The organism is Variovorax gossypii, from assembly GCF_003965815.1.
Classification (GTDB): Bacteria; Pseudomonadota; Gammaproteobacteria; order Burkholderiales; family Burkholderiaceae_C; genus Variovorax; species Variovorax gossypii.
The window spans coordinates 1,453,356-1,473,673 of record NZ_RXOE01000001.1; the positions used below are offsets into that span (position 1 = coordinate 1,453,356).

Sequence of the window (20,318 nt, forward strand, 5' to 3'; positions counted from 1 at the left end):
GCAAAGGGGGTTGGCGAAGCGACACGCAGTGCGCGCAGCCCTGGGGGGTTACTTCCACAGCGCGCACTTGCTCTCGGCCTTGGTCGTGAAGACCTCTTCGCCCTTCAGCTTCTGGACCACCTTGTAGTAGTCCCACGGCTGCTTCGACTCGGCCGGCGACTTCACCTGCACCAGGTACATGTCGTGCACGAAGCGGCCGTCCTCGCGCACGAAGCCCTTGGCGTAGAAGTCGTCGATCGGCGTCTTCTTGATCTGCGCCATCACCGTGTCGGCATCGGTGCTCTTGGCGGCCTGCACGGCCTTCAGGTAGGTCATGGTGGCCGAGTAGTCGGCGGCCTGGATGTCGGTGGGCATGCGCTTGGTCTTCTCGAAGAAGCGCTTGCCGAAGGCGCGCGTCTTGTCGTCGAGGTTCCAGTCCCAGCTGGTGGTCAGCAGCAGGCCCTCGGTGTTCTTCAGGCCCAGGCTGTGCACGTCGGTCACGAACACCAGCAGGCCGACCATCTTCATGGTCTTGGTGATGCCGAATTCGCGCGCCGCCTTGATCGCGTTCTGCGTGTCGCCGCCCGCGTTCGCGAGCGCCAGCACCTGCGCCTTGGAGTTCTGCGCCTGCAGCAGGAACGAGGAGAAGTCGGAGGTGTTGAGCGGATGCTTCACGCTGCCGAGCACGGTGCCGCCCTTTTCCTTCACGACCTTGGTCGCGTCGGCTTCGAGGGCCTGGCCGAAGGCATAGTCGGCCGTCAGGAAATACCAGCTCTTGTCGCCGCGCGCGATGACGGCGCTGCCCGTGCCCTTGGCCAGCGCCACGGTGTCGTAGGCGTAGTGCACGGTGTAGGGGCTGCACTGTTCGTTGGTGAGCGCCGAGCTGCCCGCGCCGTTCACGATGAACACGCGCTTCTTCTCCTGCGCCACCTTGGCCATGGCCAGGCCGGTGCCCGAGCTGGTGCCGCCGAACAGCATCGTCAGGCCCTGCGTATCGATCCACTCGCGTGCCTTGGAAGCGGCGATGTCGGCCTTGTTCTGGTGGTCGGCCTGCAGCAGCTCGATGGGCATGCCGTTGACCTTGCCGCCGAAGTCGTCGATGGCCATCTGGATCGCCAGGGCGCCGTTCTTGCCCTCCACGTCCGCATAGAGGCTGGACATGTCGGTGATGAAACCGATCTTGACCTTCTCCTGGGCCTGCGCGGCGCCGGCGGCCAACGCAACGGCAAGGGACAGGCCGGAAAGCACGAACGTCTTTTTCATGGTCAGGATCTCCTGGTTGAGGAACGAAGAATCGTGGGAACGGGCATCACTTCCAGAACGCGCACTTGCTCTCGGCCTTGGTCGTGAAGACCTGGTCGCCCGGCAGCGTCTTGAGCACCTTCAGGTAGTCCCAGGGCTTCTTCGACTCGGCGGGCGACTTCACCTCGACCAGGTACATGTCGTGGATGAAGCTGCCGTCGGCGCGGATCTGGCCCTTGCCGTAGAAGTCGTCGATCTTCATGCTCTTGAGCTGTGCCATCACCTTGTCGGAGTCGGTGGTCTTGGCGGCGGCCACCGCCTTCAGGTAGGTCATGGTGGCCGAGTAGTCGGCGGCCTGCACGTCGGTGGGCATGCGCTTGGTCTTCTCGAAGAAGCGGTTGGCGAACTTGCGCGTCTCGTCGTTCAGGTCCCAGTACCAGCTGGTGGTGTGCAGCAGGCCTTCGGTGTTCTTCAGGCCCAGGCTGTGGATGTCGCTCAGGAAGACCAGCAGGCCCGCCGTCTTCATCGTCTTGTTGATGCCGAATTCCTTGGCGGCCTTGATCGAGTTGATGGTGTCGCCGCCCGCGTTGGCCAGGCCCAGGATCTGCGCCTTGGAGTTCTGCGCCTGCAGCAGGAACGACGAGAAGTCGGATGCATTCAGCGGATGGCGCACCGCGCCCACCACCGTGCCGCCCTTCTCCTTCACCACCTTGGTGGTGTCTGCCTCGAGCGCGTGGCCGAAGGCGTAGTCGGCCGTCAGGAAGAACCAGCTCTTGCCGCCGCGGTCCACGACCGCCGCGCCGGTGCCCTTGGCCAGTGCCACGGTGTCGTAGGCGTAGTGGATGGTGTAGGGGCTGCACTGCTCGTTGGTGAGCACCGAGCTGCCGGCGCCGTTGTTGAAGTACACGCGCTTCTTCTCTTCGGCCACCTTCGCGGTGGCCAGCGCCACGCCCGAGTTGGTGCCGCCGAAGACCATGGTCACGCCTGCGGTGTCGATCCATTCGCGGGCCTTGGAGGCGGCGATGTCGGCCTTGTTCTGGTGGTCGGCGGTCAGCAGCTCGATGGGCTGGCCCAGCGCCTTGCCGCCGAAGTCGTCAATGGCCATCTGGATGGCGGTGGCGCCGCCCTTGCCTTCGAGGTCGGCGTACAGGCTCGACAGGTCGGTGACGAAGCCGATCTTCACCTTTTCCTGCGCCTGCGCGGCGCCAGCACCCAGCGCGAGGATGCCGATGGCGGTAGCGATGAGACCGAGTTTCTTGATCATGGCGTGTTGTCTCCTGGAGGAATCTTTGTGGGATTGAAAAAGGTCTGTCTTGTGGACGCGTGCCCGTGTCAGACGCCCAGCAGCTCGGTGAGCACGGGCATCTTGGCTTCGAGTTCGGAGGCGCCGAACTTCTCGACGATGCGGCCGTGCTCCATGACGTAGAAGCGGTCGGCCAGCGGCGCGGCGAAGCGGAAGTTCTGCTCCACCATCACGATGGTGTAGCCCTTGGCCCGCAGCGTGGTGATCATGCGGGCCAGCGCCTGCACGATGACCGGCGCGAGGCCTTCGGAAATCTCGTCGAGCAGCAAGAGCCGCGCGCCGGTGCGCAGGATGCGTGCGACGGCCAGCATCTGCTGCTCGCCGCCCGACAGGCGCGTGCCCTGGCTGTGGCGGCGCTCGGCGAGGTTGGGGAACATGGCGTAGATCTCTTCGACCGACATGCCCTGTCCCACGCCCTTCAGCTCGGGCGGCAGCATCAGGTTTTCCTCGCACGAGAGGCTCGCGAAGATGCCGCGTTCCTCGGGGCAGTAGCCGATGCCGAGGTGCGCGATGCGGTGCGTCGGCATGCCGATGGTCTCGCGGCCGTTGACCTCGATGCTGCCCTTGCGTGCGCCGGTGAGCCCCATGATGGCGCGCAGCGTGGTGGTGCGGCCCGCGCCGTTGCGGCCCAGCAGCGTGACGACCTCGCCCGGCTGCACGACCATGTCGACGCCGTGCAGCACGTGCGATTCGCCGTACCAGGCTTGCAGGCCCTTGATTTCGAGTGCGGCGGTCATGGTCAGTGAGCCCCTTGCAGTTGGCCTTCGGTGGTGCCCATGTAGGCTTCCATCACCTGCGGATTCTTCGAGACTTCCGCGTACGGCCCTTCGGCCAGTACCGCACCGCGCTGCAGCACGGTGATGGTGTCGGCGATGGTCGACACCACGCTCATGTTGTGCTCCACCATCAGGATGGTGCGTCCAGCCGACACGCGCTTGATGAGCTCGGCCACGCGGTGCACGTCTTCATGGCCCATGCCCTGCGTGGGTTCGTCGAGCAGCATCAGCTCGGGCTCCATGGCCAGCGTGGTGGCGATCTCCAGCGCGCGCTTGCGGCCGTAGGGAAGGTTCACCGTCTGTTCGTCGGCGAGCTCTTCGAGGCCGACTTCAGCCAGCAGTTCGCGGGCTCTGGCATCCAGCGGCTTGAGCGACTTCTCGCTCTTCCAGAAGTGATACGAGGTGCCGAGGCGGCGCTGCAGGCCCAGCCGCACGTTCTCGAGCAGCGTGAGGTGCGGGAACACGGCCGAGATCTGGAACGACCGGATGATGCCGCGCCGCGCGATCTGCGCGGGGCGCTCGCCAGTGATGTCGTGTCCGTTGAACAGGATCGTGCCGGTGGTGGGCTCGAGGAACTTGGTGAGCAGGTTGAAGCAGGTCGTCTTGCCGGCACCGTTCGGCCCGATGAGCGCGTGGATGGAACCGCGCGCCACGGACAGGTCGACCTTGCTGACCGCAGTGAACCCCTTGAATTCCTTGGTGAGCTGGCGTGTTTCGAGAATGACGTCGCTCATCTCGCGAAGTCGCCCGGGTTCGTGGAAAGAAAGTCGGTCATGCGCTCCATCTCAATGCGCCACCATCGAGCGCGGACCGATTGTTCGTGCGCGTCTCCCGCTTGCATACTGGGGCAAATGCCTATGCTGCAGTGCAACCATTTCACGGTCTTGCCGGGCTTGTGCGGCACGACTGTCGTCTCGACGACAAAGGAGGCATTCGAGGTGCGACGAAGGCCCGCCGCTTGTTGCGCTCGCAGCGCCGACTTTCGTTGGGGAAAGCACAGCGCGCCGCGTCGCGGAGGCCAACCTAAACTGCCCCGGACTCATACGCCAAGTCCCATGCACGCCCCGAAGAACGACCTGCCGCAAGACTGGATGAAGGACATACCCCGCGCCGTCGCGCAGGCCCAGCGCTCGCTGCGCACCAGTGTTCCGGATTTGCAGTGGCGCTTCCTGCGCGAGAACGAGTGGTTGCGCGACGAAGTTGCACTGGTGCACGCCGAAGAGGCCGCAGGCGGCGCGGTGCCCGAGATCGCCCACGACGACATCGTGCACGGCCGCGTGTCGCGGCGGCAGATCGAGCGCATCCGCCGGCGCGGCTGCGTCGTGGTGCGGCGCGTGTTCGACCCGGCCCAGGTGCTCGAGTGGAACGAGGAGATCCGCCGCTACATCGACGACAACGGATACCTCGAGCGCGCGCGATCGAAGGCCGGGCTCGACAAGTACTTCAGCGCGCTGGCTTCGGGCCGTCCGCAGATCTTCGGGCTGTACTGGTCGCGTCCGCAGATGCAGGCGCGCCAGGCCGAAGCCATGAACAGCACGCGTTCGTTCCTCAACCGGCTCTGGACGTACGAGAAAAACGGCGTGCGCTTCTTCGACCCCGACCGACAGGCGAACTACGCCGACCGCATCCGTCGCCGCGAGCCCGGCGACGCGACGCTGGGCCTGTCGCCGCACTCCGACGGCGGCTCGGTCGAGCGCTGGTGCGAGTCGAGCTTCCGCCCCGTCTACCGCGAAGTCTTCGAAGGCGATCTCGCGCGCTTCGGTCCCTTCGATGCCGAAGGCCGCACCGGAACCCGAGAGATCCCCTCGCCTGCCGTGTGCTCCGCCTTCCGCACCTTCCAGGGCTGGACCGCGCTGTCGCGCCAGGGGCCGGGCGACGGCACGCTGCGCCTCGTGCCGGTGGCGCGCACCGCGCCCTGGATGCTGCTGCGCGCGCTGATGCCCGACGTGCCCGAAGGCGACCTCTGCGGCGCGCAACCCGGCCGCGCTCTCGGCGCCACGCCCGAATGGCATGCGGCGCTGCGCGAGGGACTGGTCTCCATTCCGCTGATGGAGCCGGGCGACACCGTGTGGTGGCACCCCGACGTGATCCACGCGGTGGAAGACCGGCACAAGGGCAGCGAGCACAGCAGCGTCATCTACATTGCCGCCGCGCCCTGGTGCGACAAGAATCGCGACTTCATGGCACGGCAGGCGCCCGCCTTCCTGGCCGGCCGCAGCAGCCCCGACTTCGCGCCCGAAGACCACGAAACGGACTTCAAGGGCCGAGCCACCATCGACGACCTCACGGCCCTCGGCAAATGCCAGATGGGGCTGCGTCCCTGGGACCAATGACACCCCTCACATGCCGAACTTCCGCTCTCCCGACTTCCTGACCGACCACATCCTGCACACGCTGGCCTTCTACGAGCCGCGCAGCCTCGACGCCACCGGCGGCTTCTTCCATTTCTTCAAGGACGACGGCACCGTGTACGACCGGCGCACGCGCCACCTCGTGAGCAGCACGCGCTTCGTCTTCAACCACGCGATGGCCTACCGGCGCTTCGGCACCCCCGCGCATCTCACGGCCGCACGGCACGGCCTCGCGTTCATCGAGCGTGCCCATAGGCAGCAGGGTGGCGGCTATGCATGGCAGATCGACTGGCACCAGCGGCGCGCCAGCGTGCAGGACGACACCAACCGCTGCTACGGGCTGGACTTCGTCCTGCTCGCGCAGGCGCATGCGCTCATGGCCGGCATCGAGGAGGCGTACCCGGGGCTCGACCACACCTGGCAGCTGATGGAAAGGCATTTCTGGGAGCCGGGGCACCAGCTCTATGCCGACGAAGCCACCGTCGACTGGCACGTGGGCGCCTATCGCGGGCAGAACGCCAACATGCACGCCTGCGAGGCCCTGATGGCCGCCTTCGAGGCCACGCAGGAGAAGCGCTACCTCGACCGCGCGCTCGCGGTGGCCGAATCCGTGACCGGCCGGCTGGCCGCGCTGGCCAACGGGCTGGTCTGGGAGCACTACCGGAAGGACTGGTCGGTCGACTGGGACTTCAACCGCGACGACAAGTCCGACATCTTCAGGCCCTGGGGTTTCCAGACCGGACACCTCACCGAATGGGCCAAGCTGCTGCTGCAGCTGGAGAGCCATCTCGCCGCCGAGGACCGCACGGCCGACTGGGCGCTGCCGCGCGCGCGCCACTTCTTCGAGACCGCCATGTTCCGCGGCTGGGACGTGGACAACGGCGGCCTGATCTATGGCTTCGCCCCCGACGGCGCGGCGTACGACGGCGACAAGTATTTCTGGGTGCAGGCCGAGAGCTTCGCCGCGGCCGCCCTGCTCGCGGTGCGGACCGGCGAGACCGGCTACTGGGACTGGTACGACAGCATCTGGACCTACAGCTGGACGCACTTCGTCGATCACCGCCACGGCGCCTGGTACCGCATCCTCACGCCGGAGAACCGGAAGCTCAGCGACGAGAAGAGCCCCGCCGGCAAGACCGATTACCACACGATGGGCGCCTGCTACGACGTGCTCAAGGCGCTGCGCGCCTGAAGAAAGTCTGCTCTTTCGTGGAACACCGCGGAACCGGCTCTGCCGGGCCGCAGGTGTTGCCCCCGGAAGGGGGTTGGCGTAGCGACACGAAGTGCGCGCAGCCTGGGGGAGAGCCTAGTGCGCGCCGGCGGCGGCATCGCCACCTGCTCCACCCTTCTGAGGCCTCGCCAGCCACACCAGCGGGATCAGCAACAGGAACAGGATCGCCGACGCATAGAAGATGTCGTTGGTCGCCAGCATGTAGGACTGCTGGTCGACGATGCGATTGATCTGCCCCATCACCTGGTCGGTGCCGAAGCCGTTGGCGTTGAGCCCGGCCATCGCGCTCGTAGCCGCGTTGTTGCCCTGGTTGACCGTTTCGGCCAGCTGGGCGTGGTGCAGTGTCGCGCGGTTGTCCCACAGCGTGGTCGTGATCGAGGTGCCCATCGCGCCCGCGGTGATCCGCAGGAAGTTCGACAGCCCCGAGGCGGCCGGGATGCGGTCGGGCGTGAGGCCCGACAGCGTGATCGTCACCAGCGGGATGAAGAAGAACGCCATCGCGATGCCCTGGATGATCGTCGGGATGATGATCGTCACGAAGTCGGCCTGCGTGTTGAAGTTCGAACGCATCCAAAGCACCAGCGCGAACACCAGGAACGAGAAGGTCGCGTAGCGGCGCGGGTCGATCTTGGCCACCGTGAGCCCAACCACCGGCGAGAAGAAGATGGCCAGCAGCCCCACGGGCGCCATGATCATCCCCGCCTGCGTGGCGGTGTATCCCATCCACTGCTGAAGCCACAGCGGCAGCAGCACCACGTTGCCGAAGAAGAGGCCGTAGGCCACCGCCGTCGCCACCGCGCCCGACCAGAAGTTGCGGCGCTTGAAGAGCGACAGGTCGACCACCGGATGCTTGTCGGTCAGCTCCCAGACGAGGAAGAACGCGAAGCCGACGACCGACACCACAGCCAGCGTGACGATCTGCGCGGAGTGGAACCAGTCGAGCTCCTTGCCCTTGTCGAGCATGAGCTGCAGCGAGCCCACCCACAGCACCAGCAGCGCAAGGCCGACGGCGTCGATGGGCACCTTGTGCGTGGCGCTCTCGCGCTTGTGGTACAGCGCCCAGGTGATGGCGGCCGCGACGATGCCCACCGGGATGTTGATGTAGAAGATCCACGGCCACGAGATGTTGTCGGTGATCCAGCCGCCGAGCAGCGGCCCCATCACCGGCGCGACCAGCGTGGTCATGGACCACATGGCCATCGCGAGGCCCGCCTTGGCGCGCGGATAGCTCGACAGCAGCAGCGCCTGCGACAGCGGGATCATCGGCCCCGCGACGAAGCCCTGCAGCGCGCGGAAGGCGATGAGCGTCGTCATGTTCGGCGCGAGGCCGCACAGCAGCGAGCTGATCATGAACAGGATCACGCTGGCCATGAACAGGCGTACCTGTCCGAAGCGCTGCGTCATGAAGCCCGTGAGCGGCACCGCGATGGCGTTGGCCACCGCGAAGCTCGTGATGACCCAGGTGCCCTGCGTGGTGCTCACGCCCAGGTCGCCCGAGATGGCGGGCAGCGACACGTTCGCGATCGACGAGTCGAGCACGTTCATGAAGGTTGCCGCGGAGAGTGCAACCGTGCCCCAGACGCGGGCTGCGCCCTCGAGCGGCGGATGCGCAACGTATGCAGGAGCAGCGGTGGCCATGGGCGGAGCTGTTTACCTGTAAGACAAGAAGCGGAGGAAGGACGCGCGGGCGATCAGCCCGGCTGTCCCTGCACTGCCACCGAAGCGCCGCCCGCGGACGACGCGGGACCCTTGGTCGCGGCAGCGGCGGTGGCCGGCGCGTTGCGTCCGAGGTTGGCGGCGATGATGCGTTCCACCTCGGCATCGGCGCCGCGGTCAAGCTGGCTGTAGACCTGCGTCTGCGTCAGCGCGGTGGCGCGCGGCGCGTCGGCGAGCATCTTGCCGGTCTTCTGCGAGATGTCGACCTCGGCATCCATCGACAGGCCGATGCGCAGCGGGTTCGCCTTGAGCTGCTCGGGGTCGAGCGCGATGCGCACGGGCACGCGCTGCACCACCTTGATCCAGTTGCCGGTGGCGTTCTGCGCGGGCAGCAGCGCGAACGCACTGCCGGTGCCCACGCCCAGGCCGGCGACCTTGCCGGAGTATTCGACCTTCTTGCCGTAGACGTCGGCCGTGAGCTTCACGGGCTGGTCGATGCGGATGTTGCGCAGCTGCACTTCCTTGAAGTTGGCGTCGACCCACAGCTGGTTGAGCGGCACGATCGACATCATCGGCGTGCCGGCCGAGACGCGCTGGCCGAGCTGCACCGTGCGCTTGGCGACGTAGCCGTCGACCGGCGCGGGCATGGCCACGCGCTGGGTGGCGAGGTAGGCCTCGCGCACCTTGGCGGCGGCGGCCAGCACGCTCGGGTGCTGGGACACGCTGGTGCCTTCGGTCAGCGACTGGTTGCTGACCAGCGCCTCGCGCGCCGCCGTCACGCCGGCCTGCGCGGCGGCGAGCTGGCTCTTGGCCGTGTCGAGCTGCGTCTCGGCGTGGTTGAGTTCTTCCTTCGACACGGCGCCGTTGCCCGACAGCGCGCGGCGGCGTTGCAGGTCGTCCTGCGCCTTGGCGATGTCGCTCTGCGCCTTGACGATGTCGGCCTGGCGCAGCGCGACCTGCGCGGCCAGCGAGCCGTTGTTGGCGTACAGCGTGCGCGTCTGGCGCACGGTCTGCGCGAGTGCGGCCTCGGCCTGCTCCAGCGCCACCTTGGCGTCGGCCGGGTCGAGCTGCACCAGCGGTTGGCCGGCCTTCACGAAGTCGGTGTCGTCGGCGTTGATGGCCATCACCGTGCCGCCGATCTGCGGGGTGATCTGGATGACGTTGCCCTGCACGTAGGCGTTGTCGGTGTCCTCGTAGTGGCTGGCCACCAGCCATTCGTAGAGACCCCAGCCGCCGCCGGCGACGATCACCACCGCGGCGAGCGCGGTGAGTGCGCGGCGGCGCTTGCCGTTGCCGGCGGGCGCCTCGGGGGCGGCGGAAGCTGCGGCTGCAGCGGGCGTCGGAGTGTTGTTGTCGCTCATGATGAAGTTCTTTCCGAAGACGAAGGGGTCGGGCCGGGCTGTACCTGGGCTGTGCCGGTCAGTTCAGCGGGGCCGAGGGAGCCGATGCCGTGGCGGTGGCCGGGGGCTGCCAGCCGCCGCCCAGCGCGCGCGCCAGGCCCACCTGGGTGTCGAGCGCGCGGGCGGCGAGATCGACGGCCAGGCGGCGCTGCGCCAGCACGGAGGTTTCGGCGGTCAGCACGTTGAGGTAGTTGCCGAGGCCCGCGCGGTAGCGCTGCACGGCGATGTCGTAGGCACCTTCGGCGGCCGTCTGCGCGGCGCGCTGCTCGGCCTGCTGGCGGGTGATCGACTGCGCGCTCGTGACCTGGTCGGCCGCGTCGCGCACCGCGTCGATCACGGTGGCGTTGTAGCTTTCGATGGCCACATCGAGGTCGGCCGACTTGCCGCGCAGGTTGGCGCGCAGCTTGCCGCCTTCGAAGATCGGCAGGCTGATGGCCGGGCCCACGCCCCACTGCTCGCTGCCCGACTTCAGCAGCTTGCCGAAGCCCAGGCTCTGGAAGCCTGCGAAGGCCGTGAGATTCACGTTGGGATAGAAGAGCGTCTTCGCGTTGGCTACGTCGCTCGCGGCGGCCTCGACGCGCCAGCGCGCGGCGGCGATGTCGGCGCGGCGGCCGAGCAGGTCGGCCGGGATGTTCGCCTGCAGCGCCATCGGCTTCACGCCCGCCAGCACCGGCGGCTTGAGCGAGGCGGTCACGTTCGGCTGGGCGACGAGCGCGTCGAGCGCGTGCTGCTGCAGCGCGATCTGCTCGTTGAGCGATTCGATCTGCTGGCGTGCCTCGGGCAGGCCGCCCTCGCTCTGGCGCAGTTCGAGGCGGGTGTCGAGGCCGGCGGAAACGCGGTCGCGCACCAGCTTCAGCGTTTCGTCGCGCTGAGCGAGCGTGCGCTGGGCAACGGTGAGCTGGTCGTTCAGGCGCGCCCACTGGAAGTAGCTGCGTGCCACGTTGCTCGCGAGCAGCACGCGGGCCGCGTCGGCGTCGGCGGCGGCGGCATTGGCGGCGCCGATGGCGGTGTCGAGCGCAGTGCGGTTCTTGCCGAAGAAGTCGAGCTCCCAGCTGGCGCTCAGCTGCAGCAGGCCGATGTTCTGCGTGGAGCCGCCCAGCGGTGCCGGGTAGATGTAGTTGCTGTTGAACTTCTGGCGGTTCAGGTCGAGGTCGCCCTTGACCTGCGGCTTGAGCGCCGCGCCCGCGATGTCGGCCGAAGCTTGCGCGCGCGCGAGGCGGGCTTGCGCGACCTGCAGGTTGGGATTGCCGGCCACCGCTTGGTCGATGAGCGAGTTGAGCTGCGAATCGCCGAAGGCGAGCCACCACTGGCCATCCAGGCGGGACACCGGGACTGCGGCGCTGTCGGGCGCGATGCCCAGCGACGACGCGTCGCGCAGCCTGGCCTGCGAGCCGATGCCGGCCATGTCGGCGCAGCCGGCGAGTGCGACCACCAGCAGTGCGGCGGCCACGACGGGAGTGCGACGCACGGCGCGCACGGCGAGGGAATCAGTCATTTTTATCTCCACGGGCCGCGAGGGCCTGGGCGTTGTCGAGGATGCGGCGCAGATAACCCTTGAGCTGCTCCCACTCCTCCATGGTGAAACCTGCGAGGTGCTCGTTCTGCACCCTGCTGAGCACGTGCGGCACTTCCTTGGCGGCAGCACGGCCTTCGTCGGTGAGCTCGATGTTGACCACGCGACGGTCTTCGAGCGAGCGCACGCGGCGGCACAGGCCCTTGGCCTCGAGGCGGTCGAGCAGGCGCGTCATGGCGCCGGTGTCGAGCTCGCAGGCACGGGCCAGCTCGGCCACTGTGGTGGCGGCGCCGACGTGCAGCTTGTAGAGAGGCACCCACTGCGGATAGGTAGGACTGCCCGGCTCGCACATGCGGGTTTCGACCGACTGGCCGACCGCCGTGACGATGCGGCGCATCAGGTAGCCGATGCTGTCCTCTGCCCGGTAGGTCTCGGGGCTATAGAAAGCGACGGACGCACGACGCTCCTCGCCGGCGGGAACCGACGGGTCTTGAGGGGTGTTGGCATCGCTCATGGACCAAATATTAGTTGCCTCGGCAATTATTGTCAAGGCTACCTTTGTAGAGGCAAGGGATCGGTAGAATCGGCGCATGGCTTCCACCCCACCGTCTTCCATGGCCAAGGGCTCGCCCCGATCGCTCTCGGGCCTGAGCCCTTTTCTTCGCCCGTACCGTGTGCAGATCGTGCTGGCGGGCCTGTTTCTGGTGCTGGCGGCGGTCACCACGCTGGCTTTTCCTATCGCCCTGCGCAGCCTGATTGACAACGGTCTCATCAGCTCCGACAAGGGCGCGCAGACCATGGCGCTGCGCGAGCACTTCGGCGCCCTCTTCGCCGTGGCCGTGGCGCTGGGCGTCTTCTCGGCGGCGCGCTTCTATACGGTGAGCTGGCTGGGCGAGCGCGTGACGGCCGACATCCGCAACGCCGTCTACGGCCACGTGCTCAAGCAGAGCCCCGTTTTCTTCGAGACCACGCAGACCGGCGAGGTGCTGTCGCGCCTGACGGCCGACACCACGCTGGTGCAGACGGTCGTCGGCTCCTCGCTGAGCATGGGCCTGCGCAATGCGGTGATGGGCGTGGGCGCCCTGGCCGTGCTGATCTGGACCAACCCCTACGTGATGGTGCAGGTGCTGGGCATCCTCGTGCTGGTGGTGCTGCCCAGCATGGTGTTCGGCCGCCGCGTGCGCAAGCTCTCGCGCGCCAGCCAGGATCGCGTGGCCGACTCGAGTGCCATTGCCGCCGAGGTGCTGAATGCCATTCCGGTGGTGCAGAGCTACACCGCCGAAGGCCGCGAGGCCGCGCGCTTCAGCGGCTCGACAGAGAACGCCTTCCGCACCGCCGTTCGCCGCACACGGGCGCGATCGGTGCTGGTGGCGTTCATCATCATCGCGACCTCGGCGGCGCTGCTCTGGGGCCTCTACCAGGGCACGCAGGCCGTCCTGCGCGGCGACATCACCGCCGGCCACCTGGGCCAGACCGTCGTCTATGTCGCCATCCTCGCCAGCGCGACCGCCGTGCTCGGCGAGGTATACGGCGACCTGCTGCGCGCGGCCGGCGCGACCGAGCGGTTGATGGAGCTGCTGCATGCGCCCGCGGCCATCGTTTCACCCGCGAACCCGGCGATTGCCCCCGTGCCGGTCGCGGGCAGTGCCATCAGGTTCGACGCGGTGACCTTCCACTACCCTTCCCGCCCCGGCACTCCGGCCTTGCGCGACTTCAGCCTCGACATCGCGCCGGGCGAAACCGTGGCGCTGGTCGGTTCGAGCGGCGCGGGCAAGAGCACCGTGTTCCAGCTGCTGCTGCGCTACTACGACCCGCAATCGGGCCGCTTGCTGCTCGACGGCGCGCCGCTGGCGTCCCTTGCCCTGCCCGAGCTGCGCACCCGCATCGGCTTGGTTCCGCAGGATGCCGTGATCTTCTCGGCCAGCGCGCTGGACAACATCCGCTACGGCCGCCCCGAAGCCACGACGGAAGAAGTGCAGGCCGCGGCTCGCGCCGCCTTCGCCCACGACTTCCTGCAGGCACTGCCCGAGGGCTACGACACCTTCCTCGGCGAGCGAGGCGTGCGCCTGTCGGGCGGCCAGCGCCAGCGCATCGCGATCGCGCGCGCGATCCTGAAGAACCCGCCGCTGCTGCTGCTCGACGAAGCCACGAGCGCGCTCGACGCGGAGAGCGAGCGCATGGTGCAGGCCGCACTCGAATCGGCGATGGAGAACCGGACCACGCTGGTGATCGCGCACCGCCTGGCGACGGTGCAGAAGGCCGACCGCATCGTGGTGCTGGACCACGGCGGGATCGTCGAACAGGGAACGCACGCGACGCTGGTCGCGCAGGGCGGCGTGTATGCGCGGCTGGCCGCGCTCCAATTCACGGCCTGAACGGCCCCGCCCCTGGCCGGATTACTGCAGGGTTTCCTTCAGCCCGGCCGGAATCGGCAGCGCCATCACCGGAATGCCTTCGTCGAGCAGCGCTTCCGTCTGCTCGGGCGTCGCCTGGCCTCGAATGCCGCGCTCCTTGGTCTCGCCGTAGTGCATCTTCCGGGCCTCGTCCGCGAAACGGTCGCCGACGTCCTCGGTCTTCGCCAGCACCTCGCGCACGGCGCGCATCCAGCGAGCTTCGGGCGAGATGTCGGCGGGAACGTTGGAAGAAGCAGTTGCTGCCGCGGGCGCAGGCGCGGCGGCCTCCTGCGGCGCCTTGGCGTTGCCCAGGTTGAGGCGCGGCGCGCTCAGCAGCTTGACGATGCCGGTGTCGCCGCAGACCGGGCACTCGACCAGGCCTGAAGCCAGCTGGGTCTCGAAATCCTCGCTCGAGGCGAACCAGCCTTCGAAGCCATGGCCGTGGGTGCAGCGGAGATCGAGAACCTTCATGCGCGGATTATCCCGCGCTGCCTTGAGCAGGCGCGGGCTGCCAATCCAGAGCCCATGCGCCTGAAAGGACGTTCTGCAGCCAGAGCGTGCAGGTCAGGGTCTTGGCGTCGGTGACCTTGCCTTCGCGGCACCAGCCGGCCAGTTCGTCGGGAGTGGCCGTGAAAACGTCGAGGAACTCGCCGTGGTCGAGCTGCCGCTCACCGAGCGAAAGGCCCCGCGCGAAGTAGATATGGATGATCTCGGTCGAGTAGGCCACCGCGAGGTGCATGGCACCGGCGTAAGCCCATTCGCGTGCCGTGTAGCCGGTCTCCTCGATCAGCTCGCGCCGGCCGCAGTCGAACGGGTCTTCACCCGCATCGAGCTTGCCCGCGGGAAACTCGATCATCACGTGGTCGACCGGGTAGCGGAACTGCCGCTCCAGCACGATGCGGCCGTCGTCCAGCAGCGGAATCACGACCACGGCACCGGGATGCACTACGTACTCCCGCGTAGCGCTGTGGCCGTCGGGCAGGCGGATGGTGTCGCGCCGGGCCCGCAGGAACTTGCCCTCGAACAGCTCCTCGCGGCTCAAGAGCTCTTCCTTCAGGTGCGAATCGGTGGCGTCGGTGGGCTTGGTGGTCATGAGATCGTCTTCAGTGCCTGTGCTTCATCAGGTAGCGCCAGGTGAACCCCGGAAAGGCCAGCACGATGAACAGCGCGCCGGTCACCGCGTAGAACTCCCAGCCCTGAGCGGCGATCTGCCCTGCCCTGCGCTCGAACAGCAACCCGATGCCGCCGGCCAGAAAGTACAAGACCACCAGCTCGGCGAGGCGCACCGCGAGCGACTTGGGAGCAGTCGCCAGCGGCACGACGCCGAACAGGCGGTCGTTGAAGAACGGCAGGTTGGCGGCCACCAGGGCCACCAGCAATACGACCCAGACCGACGCGGTTTGCGACACCCGAGGCCGGCCGCGTCAGTGGGCCAGGGTTGCCACGATCGCGTCGTAGCAGAGCGTCATCAGGCCGCCGGGCACGATGCCCAGGATCAGGATCAGCGCGCCGTTGATCGTGAGCACCGTACGCACGTCGCGCGGCGCCGACACGGTGGTGGCCGTGACGGGTGCGTCGAAGTACATGACCTTGACCACGCGCAGGTAGTAGAAGGCGCCGATCAGCGACATCATCACCGCGAACACGGCCAAGCCGATGTAGATGGCATGGCCCGAGGCGATCAGCGCCTGCAGCACGGCCAGCTTCGCGTAGAAGCCGACGAGCGGCGGCAGACCGGCCAGCGAGAACATCGCGATCGACATCACGCCGGCGTACAGCGGGCTGCGCTGGTTCAGGCCGGCCAGGTCGGTGATCTCCTCGCTCTCGAAGCCTTCGCGCGCCAGCAGCAGGATGATGCCGAAGCTCGCCAGCGTCGTCAGCACGTAGGTCACGATGTAGAACATCGCGGCGCTGTAGGCGTACTGGGCGTTGTAGGTGCCCTGCTGGTCCGAGCCGGCGACCAGGCCGAGGAGCATGAAGCCCATCTGCGAGATCGTCGAGTAGGCCAGCATGCGCTTCAGGTTGCTCTGCGCGATGGCGGCCAGGTTGCCGACCAGCAGCGAGGCGATGGCCAGCACGGCGAGCATCTGCTGCCAGTCGATGGCCAGCGGCTGCAGTGCATCGACCAGCAGGCGGATGATGATCGCGAAGGCGGCCAGTTCGGGCGCCGCGCCGATCAGCAGCGTGACCGCCGTCGGTGCGCCCTGGTAGACGTCGGGCACCCACATATGGAACGGAGCTGCGCCCACCTTGAAGGCCAGGCCGGCAACGATGAACACGAGGCCGAACACCAGCACCTGGTGATTCACCTTGCCGCTCGCGATGGTCTTGAACACTTCGTTCACGTCGAGCGAGCCGGTCGCGCCGTACATCATCGACAGGCCGTACAGCAGGAAGCCGCTGGCCATGGCGCCGAGCACGAAGTACTTCATGGCCGCTTCGCTGGCCACCGCGTTGTCGCGGCGCAGCGCCACCAGCGCGTAGCTCGACAGCGTCAGCAGTTCGAGGCCCAGGTAGATCAGCAGGAAGTTGCTGCCCGAGATCATCACGAACATGCCCAGCAGCGCGAACATGCTGATGGTGAACAGTTCGCCGCCGCGCAGCATCTCGCGGTCGGCCGCGTAGGGACGACCGTAGACCAGCGTGACCATCAGGGCGACGGTGGCGAAGCACTTGAGCCAGTTGCCCATCGGGTCGCTGACGACCATGCCGCCGAAGCCGTAGATGGTCTTGGCTTCCGCGGCCTGCAGGCCCGACAGCACGGCGACCACGGCCAGCGTGAGCAGCGTGAGCACATAGGTGCGGGTACGGCGGGCGCTCGTGTCCGACAGGTCGACCAGCGCAATGATGCAGGCCATGACCAGCAACACGATTTCGGGGTAGATCGTGACCCAGCTGAGTTTGTCAATCATCTCGTTCTCTTCTTCAGCGTGGCATCAGGAAGGCAGCTTCGAAACTGCCACGTGGCGCAGGAGCTCGGTCACGGAAGCGTCCATCGCGTCGGTGAACGGCTTCGGGAACAGGCCCATCCACAGCACGGCGATGGCCAGCAGTGCCAGCATCAGGAATTCGCGCGAATTGATGTCGCTGAGTTCCTTCACGTGGTCGTTGCCGACCGGGCCCAGATACACGCGCTTGTACATCCACAGGGTATAGGCGGCGCCGAAGATCAGTGCGGTCGCTGCACCGAGGCCGATCCAGAAATTGGCCTTCACGGCACCCAGGATCACCATCCACTCGCCCACGAAACCGGCGGTGCCCGGCAGGCCGCAGTTGGCCATGGCGAACAGCAGCGCGAACGCGGCGAACTTGGGCATGGTGTTCACCACGCCGCCGTAGTCGGCGATCTGGCGCGAGTGCACGCGGTCGTACAGCACGCCGATGCCCAGGAACATGGCGCCCGACACGAAGCCGTGCGCAATCATCTGCACGATGCCGCCGGACACGCCGAGCTCGTTGAAGATGAAGAAGCCGAGCGTCACGAAGCCCATGTGGGCGACCGACGAGTAGGCCACCAGCTTCTTCATGTCCTGCTGCACCAGCGCCACCAGGCCGACGTAGATCACGGCGATCAGCGACAGCGCGATCATGAGCCAGGCCCATTCGTGCGAGGCGTCGGGTGCGATCGGCATCGAGAAGCGCAGGAAGCCGTAGGCACCCAGCTTCAGCATGATCGCGGCCAGCACGGCGGAGCCGCCCGTGGGCGCCTCGACGTGCACGTCGGGCAGCCAGGTGTGCACTGGCCACATCGGCACCTTCACCGCGAAGGCCGCGAAGAAGGCGAAGAACAGGAAGGTCTGCGCGGTCGAACCCAGCGGCAGCTTGTGCCACGACAGGATGTCGAAGCTGCCGCCCGACTTGTTGTACAGGTAGATCAGCGCCACCAGCATCAGCAGCGAGCCGAGCAAGGTGTAGAGGAAGAACTTGAAGGCCGCGTAGATCTTGTTCGGACCGCCCCAGATACCGATGATCAGGTACATCGGGATCAGCGTGGCTTCGAAGAACACGTAGAACAGCACGCCGTCGAGCGCGGCGAACACGCCGATCATGAAGCCCGACAGGATCAGGAACGCGCCCATGTACTGGTTCACGCGCTCCGTGATCACTTCCCAGGCCGAGATCACCACGATGACCGTGATGAACGACGTCAGCAGCACCAGCCAGAGCGACAGACCGTCGATCCCGAGGTGATAGTTGACGTTGAAGCGCGAGATCCAGCCCGTCTTCTCGACGAACTGCATCGCGGCGGTGCCGTTCTGGAAGCGCGTGAACAGCGGCACCGTGACCAGGAAGCTCACGATGGCACCGACGAGCGCGACCCAGCGCACGCCCTTGGCGTGCTCGTCACGGCCAAACGCCAGCAGCACGGCGCCGAATGCGATCGGCACCCAGATGGCAAGGCTCAACAAACCCATTTTTCTTTTTCTCCAGCGCTAGGCTCAGCGTTTGAACCAGACGAAGTACGTCATCAGGATGAAGATGCCGAGCAGCATCGCGAAGGCGTAGTGGTAGATGTAGCCCGACTGCATCCAGCGCACCACGCCGGAGATACGACCCACCACCTTCCAGGAACCGTTCACCACGGCGCCGTCGATCAGGGCCTGGTCGCCGCCCTTCCACAGGCCGGTGCCCAGGGCACGCGTGGCGCGGGCGATGACGTTCTCGTTGAACCAGTCCATGTAGTACTTGTTCTCGAGCAGGCGGTAGATCGGGCCGAAGGCACGCTTGATCGCCGCCGGCAGCGCCGGGTTGATCATGTACATGTACCAGGACAGCACCACGCCGGCCAGCGCCAGCCAGAACGGCGGCGTCTGCAGGCCATGGATGGCCATGGCCACCGGGCCGTGGAACGCCTCTTCCAGCTCCTTCATAGCGTGGTGCTTGGCACCGTCCACGAAGATGGCGTTCTTGAAGAACTCGCCGAAGAGCATCGGGTCGATCGTCATGAAGCCGATCACGACCGACGGGATTGCCAGCAGCACCAGCGGCAGCCAGACCACCCAGGGCGACTCGTGCGGCTTGTGCTCATGGCCGTGACCATGATCGTCATGACCGTGACCATGGTCGTCATGGTGCGCATCGGGGTTCTGGTCGTAACGTTCCTTGCCGTGGAAGACCAGGAAGTACATGCGGAACGAGTAGAAGGCCGTGATGAACACGCCGGCCAGCACCGCGTAGTAGGCGAAGTTCGCGCCCCACAGGTGGCTTTCGTGCACAGCCTCGATGATGCTGTCCTTCGAGTAGAAGCCCGAGAAGAACGGCGTGCCGATCAGCGCGAGCGAACCCAGCAGCGAGGTGATCCAGGTGATAGGCATGTACTTGCGCACGCCGCCCATCCAGCGGATGTCCTGGTTGTGGTGCATGCCGATGATGACCGAGCCCGCGCCGAGGAACAGCAGCGCCTTGAAGAACGCGTGCGTCATCAGGTGGAACACCGCGACCGAGTAGGCCGAGGCACCGAGCGCGACCGTCATGTAGCCGAGCTGCGACAGCGTCGAGTACGCAACCACGCGCTTGATGTCGTTCTGGATGATGCCCAGGAAGCCCATGAACAGCGCGGTGATGGCACCGATCACGAGGATGAAGCTCAGGGCGGTGTCGCTCAGCTCGAACAGCGGCGACATGCGCGCCACCATGAAGATGCCGGCCGTCACCATCGTTGCTGCGTGGATCAGCGCCGAGATGGGGGTCGGGCCTTCCATCGAGTCGGGCAGCCACACGTGCAGCGGGAACTGGGCGCTCTTGCCCATCGCGCCGATGAACAGGCAGATGCAGATCACCGTGATGAGCATCCACTCGGTGCCCGGGAAGGTGATACCGGCCAGCGTGCCCGCCTTGGCGAATGCCTCGGTGTAGTTCAGCGTGCCGGCGTAGGCGGCGATCAGGCCGATGCCGAGGATGAAACCGAAGTCGCCCACGCGGTTGACCAGGAAGGCCTTCATGTTCGCGAAGATCGCGGTCGGCTTGTTGAACCAGAAGCCGATCAGCAGGTACGACACCAGGCCCACCGCTTCCCAGCCGAAGAACAGCTGGAGCATGTTGTTGCTCATGACGAGCATCAGCATCGAGAAGGTGAACAGCGAGATGTACGCGAAGAAACGGTTGTAGCCGTCGTCCTCTTCCATGTAGCCGATGGTGTAGATGTGGACCATCAGCGACACGAAGGTCACGACGCACATCATCATGGCTGTGAGGCCGTCGACCATGAAGCCGACTTCCATCTTCAGGCCGCCGACCACCATCCATTCGTAGATGGTCTCGTTGAAGCGGGCGCCGTCGGCGATCACGCTCTTGAGCGTCATCGCCGAGATGATGAAGGCGACCAGCACGCCGAGGATGGTCAGCGAGTGCGTGACCTTGCGGCCGATGTGATTGCCGCCGAACTTGGTGCCGAACACGCCGGCAAGGGCTGCGCCGACCAGGGGTGCCAGCGGCACGGCCAGCAGTGTGGATGCGGAAAGGGTTGCGCTCATG

17 protein-coding genes are annotated in these 20,318 nt (G+C 66.7%); 3 read left to right on the plus strand and 14 right to left on the minus strand.

The genetic code is table 11. From position 1 onward, the window contains the following. Positions 1–48 precede the first annotated feature (48 nt). The 4 genes from EJP69_RS06815 to EJP69_RS06830 form a co-directional block, all read right to left on the minus strand. Entirely contained in the window at positions 49–1,242 is a 1,194-nt protein-coding gene (locus EJP69_RS06815; protein ID WP_093204861.1) for an ABC transporter substrate-binding protein, read from the minus strand. 46 nt (positions 1,243–1,288) lie between these two features. After that, positions 1,289–2,485 carry an ABC transporter substrate-binding protein gene (locus tag EJP69_RS06820; protein WP_093300634.1) on the minus strand — a complete coding sequence of 399 codons (1,197 nt, stop codon included), beginning with the start codon at positions 2,483–2,485 and terminating at the stop codon, positions 1,289–1,291. Between the two features lie 68 nt (positions 2,486–2,553). Then, a complete protein-coding gene (locus EJP69_RS06825; RefSeq protein ID WP_093204855.1) occupies positions 2,554–3,261 on the minus strand; it encodes an ABC transporter ATP-binding protein in 708 nt (235 codons plus the stop codon). A 2-nt stretch (positions 3,262–3,263) separates the two neighbouring features. Then, complete coding sequence (locus tag EJP69_RS06830) at positions 3,264–4,034, minus strand: ABC transporter ATP-binding protein (protein WP_093204853.1); 771 nt, start codon at positions 4,032–4,034, stop codon at positions 3,264–3,266. A 321-nt stretch (positions 4,035–4,355) separates the two neighbouring features. Between EJP69_RS06830 and EJP69_RS06835 the strand changes: the two genes are divergently transcribed. Together EJP69_RS06835 and EJP69_RS06840 are read left to right on the plus strand one after the other, a co-directional pair. Next, a complete protein-coding gene (locus tag EJP69_RS06835; RefSeq protein ID WP_240652052.1) occupies positions 4,356–5,633 on the plus strand; it encodes a YbiU family protein in 1,278 nt (425 codons plus the stop codon). 10 nt (positions 5,634–5,643) lie between these two features. Then, complete coding sequence (locus tag EJP69_RS06840; protein ID WP_126469147.1) at positions 5,644–6,843, plus strand: AGE family epimerase/isomerase; 1,200 nt, start codon at positions 5,644–5,646, stop codon at positions 6,841–6,843. Between the two features lie 114 nt (positions 6,844–6,957). On the opposite strand, the gene EJP69_RS06845 is transcribed toward EJP69_RS06840, so the two are convergent. From EJP69_RS06845 to EJP69_RS06860, 4 genes are read right to left on the minus strand one after another with little or no spacing between them, the layout of a single operon-like run. After that, positions 6,958–8,520, minus strand: coding sequence for a DHA2 family efflux MFS transporter permease subunit (locus tag EJP69_RS06845; RefSeq protein ID WP_093204848.1), 1,563 nt, complete (start codon positions 8,518–8,520; stop codon positions 6,958–6,960). 53 nt (positions 8,521–8,573) lie between these two features. Next, positions 8,574–9,899, minus strand: coding sequence for an HlyD/EmrA/EmrK family protein (locus EJP69_RS06850; RefSeq protein WP_126469148.1), 1,326 nt, complete (start codon positions 9,897–9,899; stop codon positions 8,574–8,576). Between the two features lie 58 nt (positions 9,900–9,957). Next, positions 9,958–11,433, minus strand: coding sequence for an efflux transporter outer membrane subunit (locus tag EJP69_RS06855; RefSeq protein WP_126469149.1), 1,476 nt, complete (start codon positions 11,431–11,433; stop codon positions 9,958–9,960). Continuing rightward, complete coding sequence (locus tag EJP69_RS06860; RefSeq protein WP_093204840.1) at positions 11,426–11,965, minus strand: MarR family winged helix-turn-helix transcriptional regulator; 540 nt, start codon at positions 11,963–11,965, stop codon at positions 11,426–11,428. The genes EJP69_RS06855 and EJP69_RS06860 overlap by 8 nt, the downstream gene beginning before the upstream one ends. 76 nt (positions 11,966–12,041) lie before the next feature. Between EJP69_RS06860 and EJP69_RS06865 the strand changes: the two genes are divergently transcribed. Continuing rightward, positions 12,042–13,826, plus strand: coding sequence for an ABC transporter transmembrane domain-containing protein (locus tag EJP69_RS06865; RefSeq protein WP_093300640.1), 1,785 nt, complete (start codon positions 12,042–12,044; stop codon positions 13,824–13,826). Positions 13,827–13,847: 21 nt separating this feature from the next. On the opposite strand, the gene EJP69_RS06870 is transcribed toward EJP69_RS06865, so the two are convergent. Genes EJP69_RS06870 through nuoL form a run of 6 tightly spaced genes read right to left on the minus strand, consistent with a single transcriptional unit; the run spans position 13,848 to position 20,317 of the window. After that, a complete protein-coding gene (locus EJP69_RS06870; protein WP_126469150.1) occupies positions 13,848–14,315 on the minus strand; it encodes a DUF1178 family protein in 468 nt (155 codons plus the stop codon). A gap of 7 nt (positions 14,316–14,322) precedes the next feature. After that, a complete protein-coding gene (locus EJP69_RS06875) occupies positions 14,323–14,937 on the minus strand; it encodes an NUDIX domain-containing protein (RefSeq protein ID WP_126469151.1) in 615 nt (204 codons plus the stop codon). A gap of 10 nt (positions 14,938–14,947) precedes the next feature. Then, the gene (locus tag EJP69_RS06880; protein ID WP_093204830.1) at positions 14,948–15,253 is read right to left on the minus strand and encodes a DUF2818 family protein; all 306 of its coding nucleotides are present in this window, start codon (positions 15,251–15,253) and stop codon (positions 14,948–14,950) included. Between the two features lie 15 nt (positions 15,254–15,268). Further along, a complete protein-coding gene (gene nuoN / locus EJP69_RS06885; RefSeq protein WP_093204828.1) occupies positions 15,269–16,756 on the minus strand; it encodes an NADH-quinone oxidoreductase subunit NuoN in 1,488 nt (495 codons plus the stop codon). Between the two features lie 24 nt (positions 16,757–16,780). Further along, entirely contained in the window at positions 16,781–18,259 is a 1,479-nt protein-coding gene (locus tag EJP69_RS06890) for an NADH-quinone oxidoreductase subunit M (protein WP_093204825.1), read from the minus strand. A gap of 24 nt (positions 18,260–18,283) precedes the next feature. Then, positions 18,284–20,317: an NADH-quinone oxidoreductase subunit L gene (gene nuoL / locus EJP69_RS06895; protein ID WP_093204822.1), complete on the minus strand. Its 2,034-nt coding sequence runs from the start codon at positions 20,315–20,317 to the stop codon at positions 18,284–18,286. Position 20,318 lies beyond the last annotated feature (1 nt).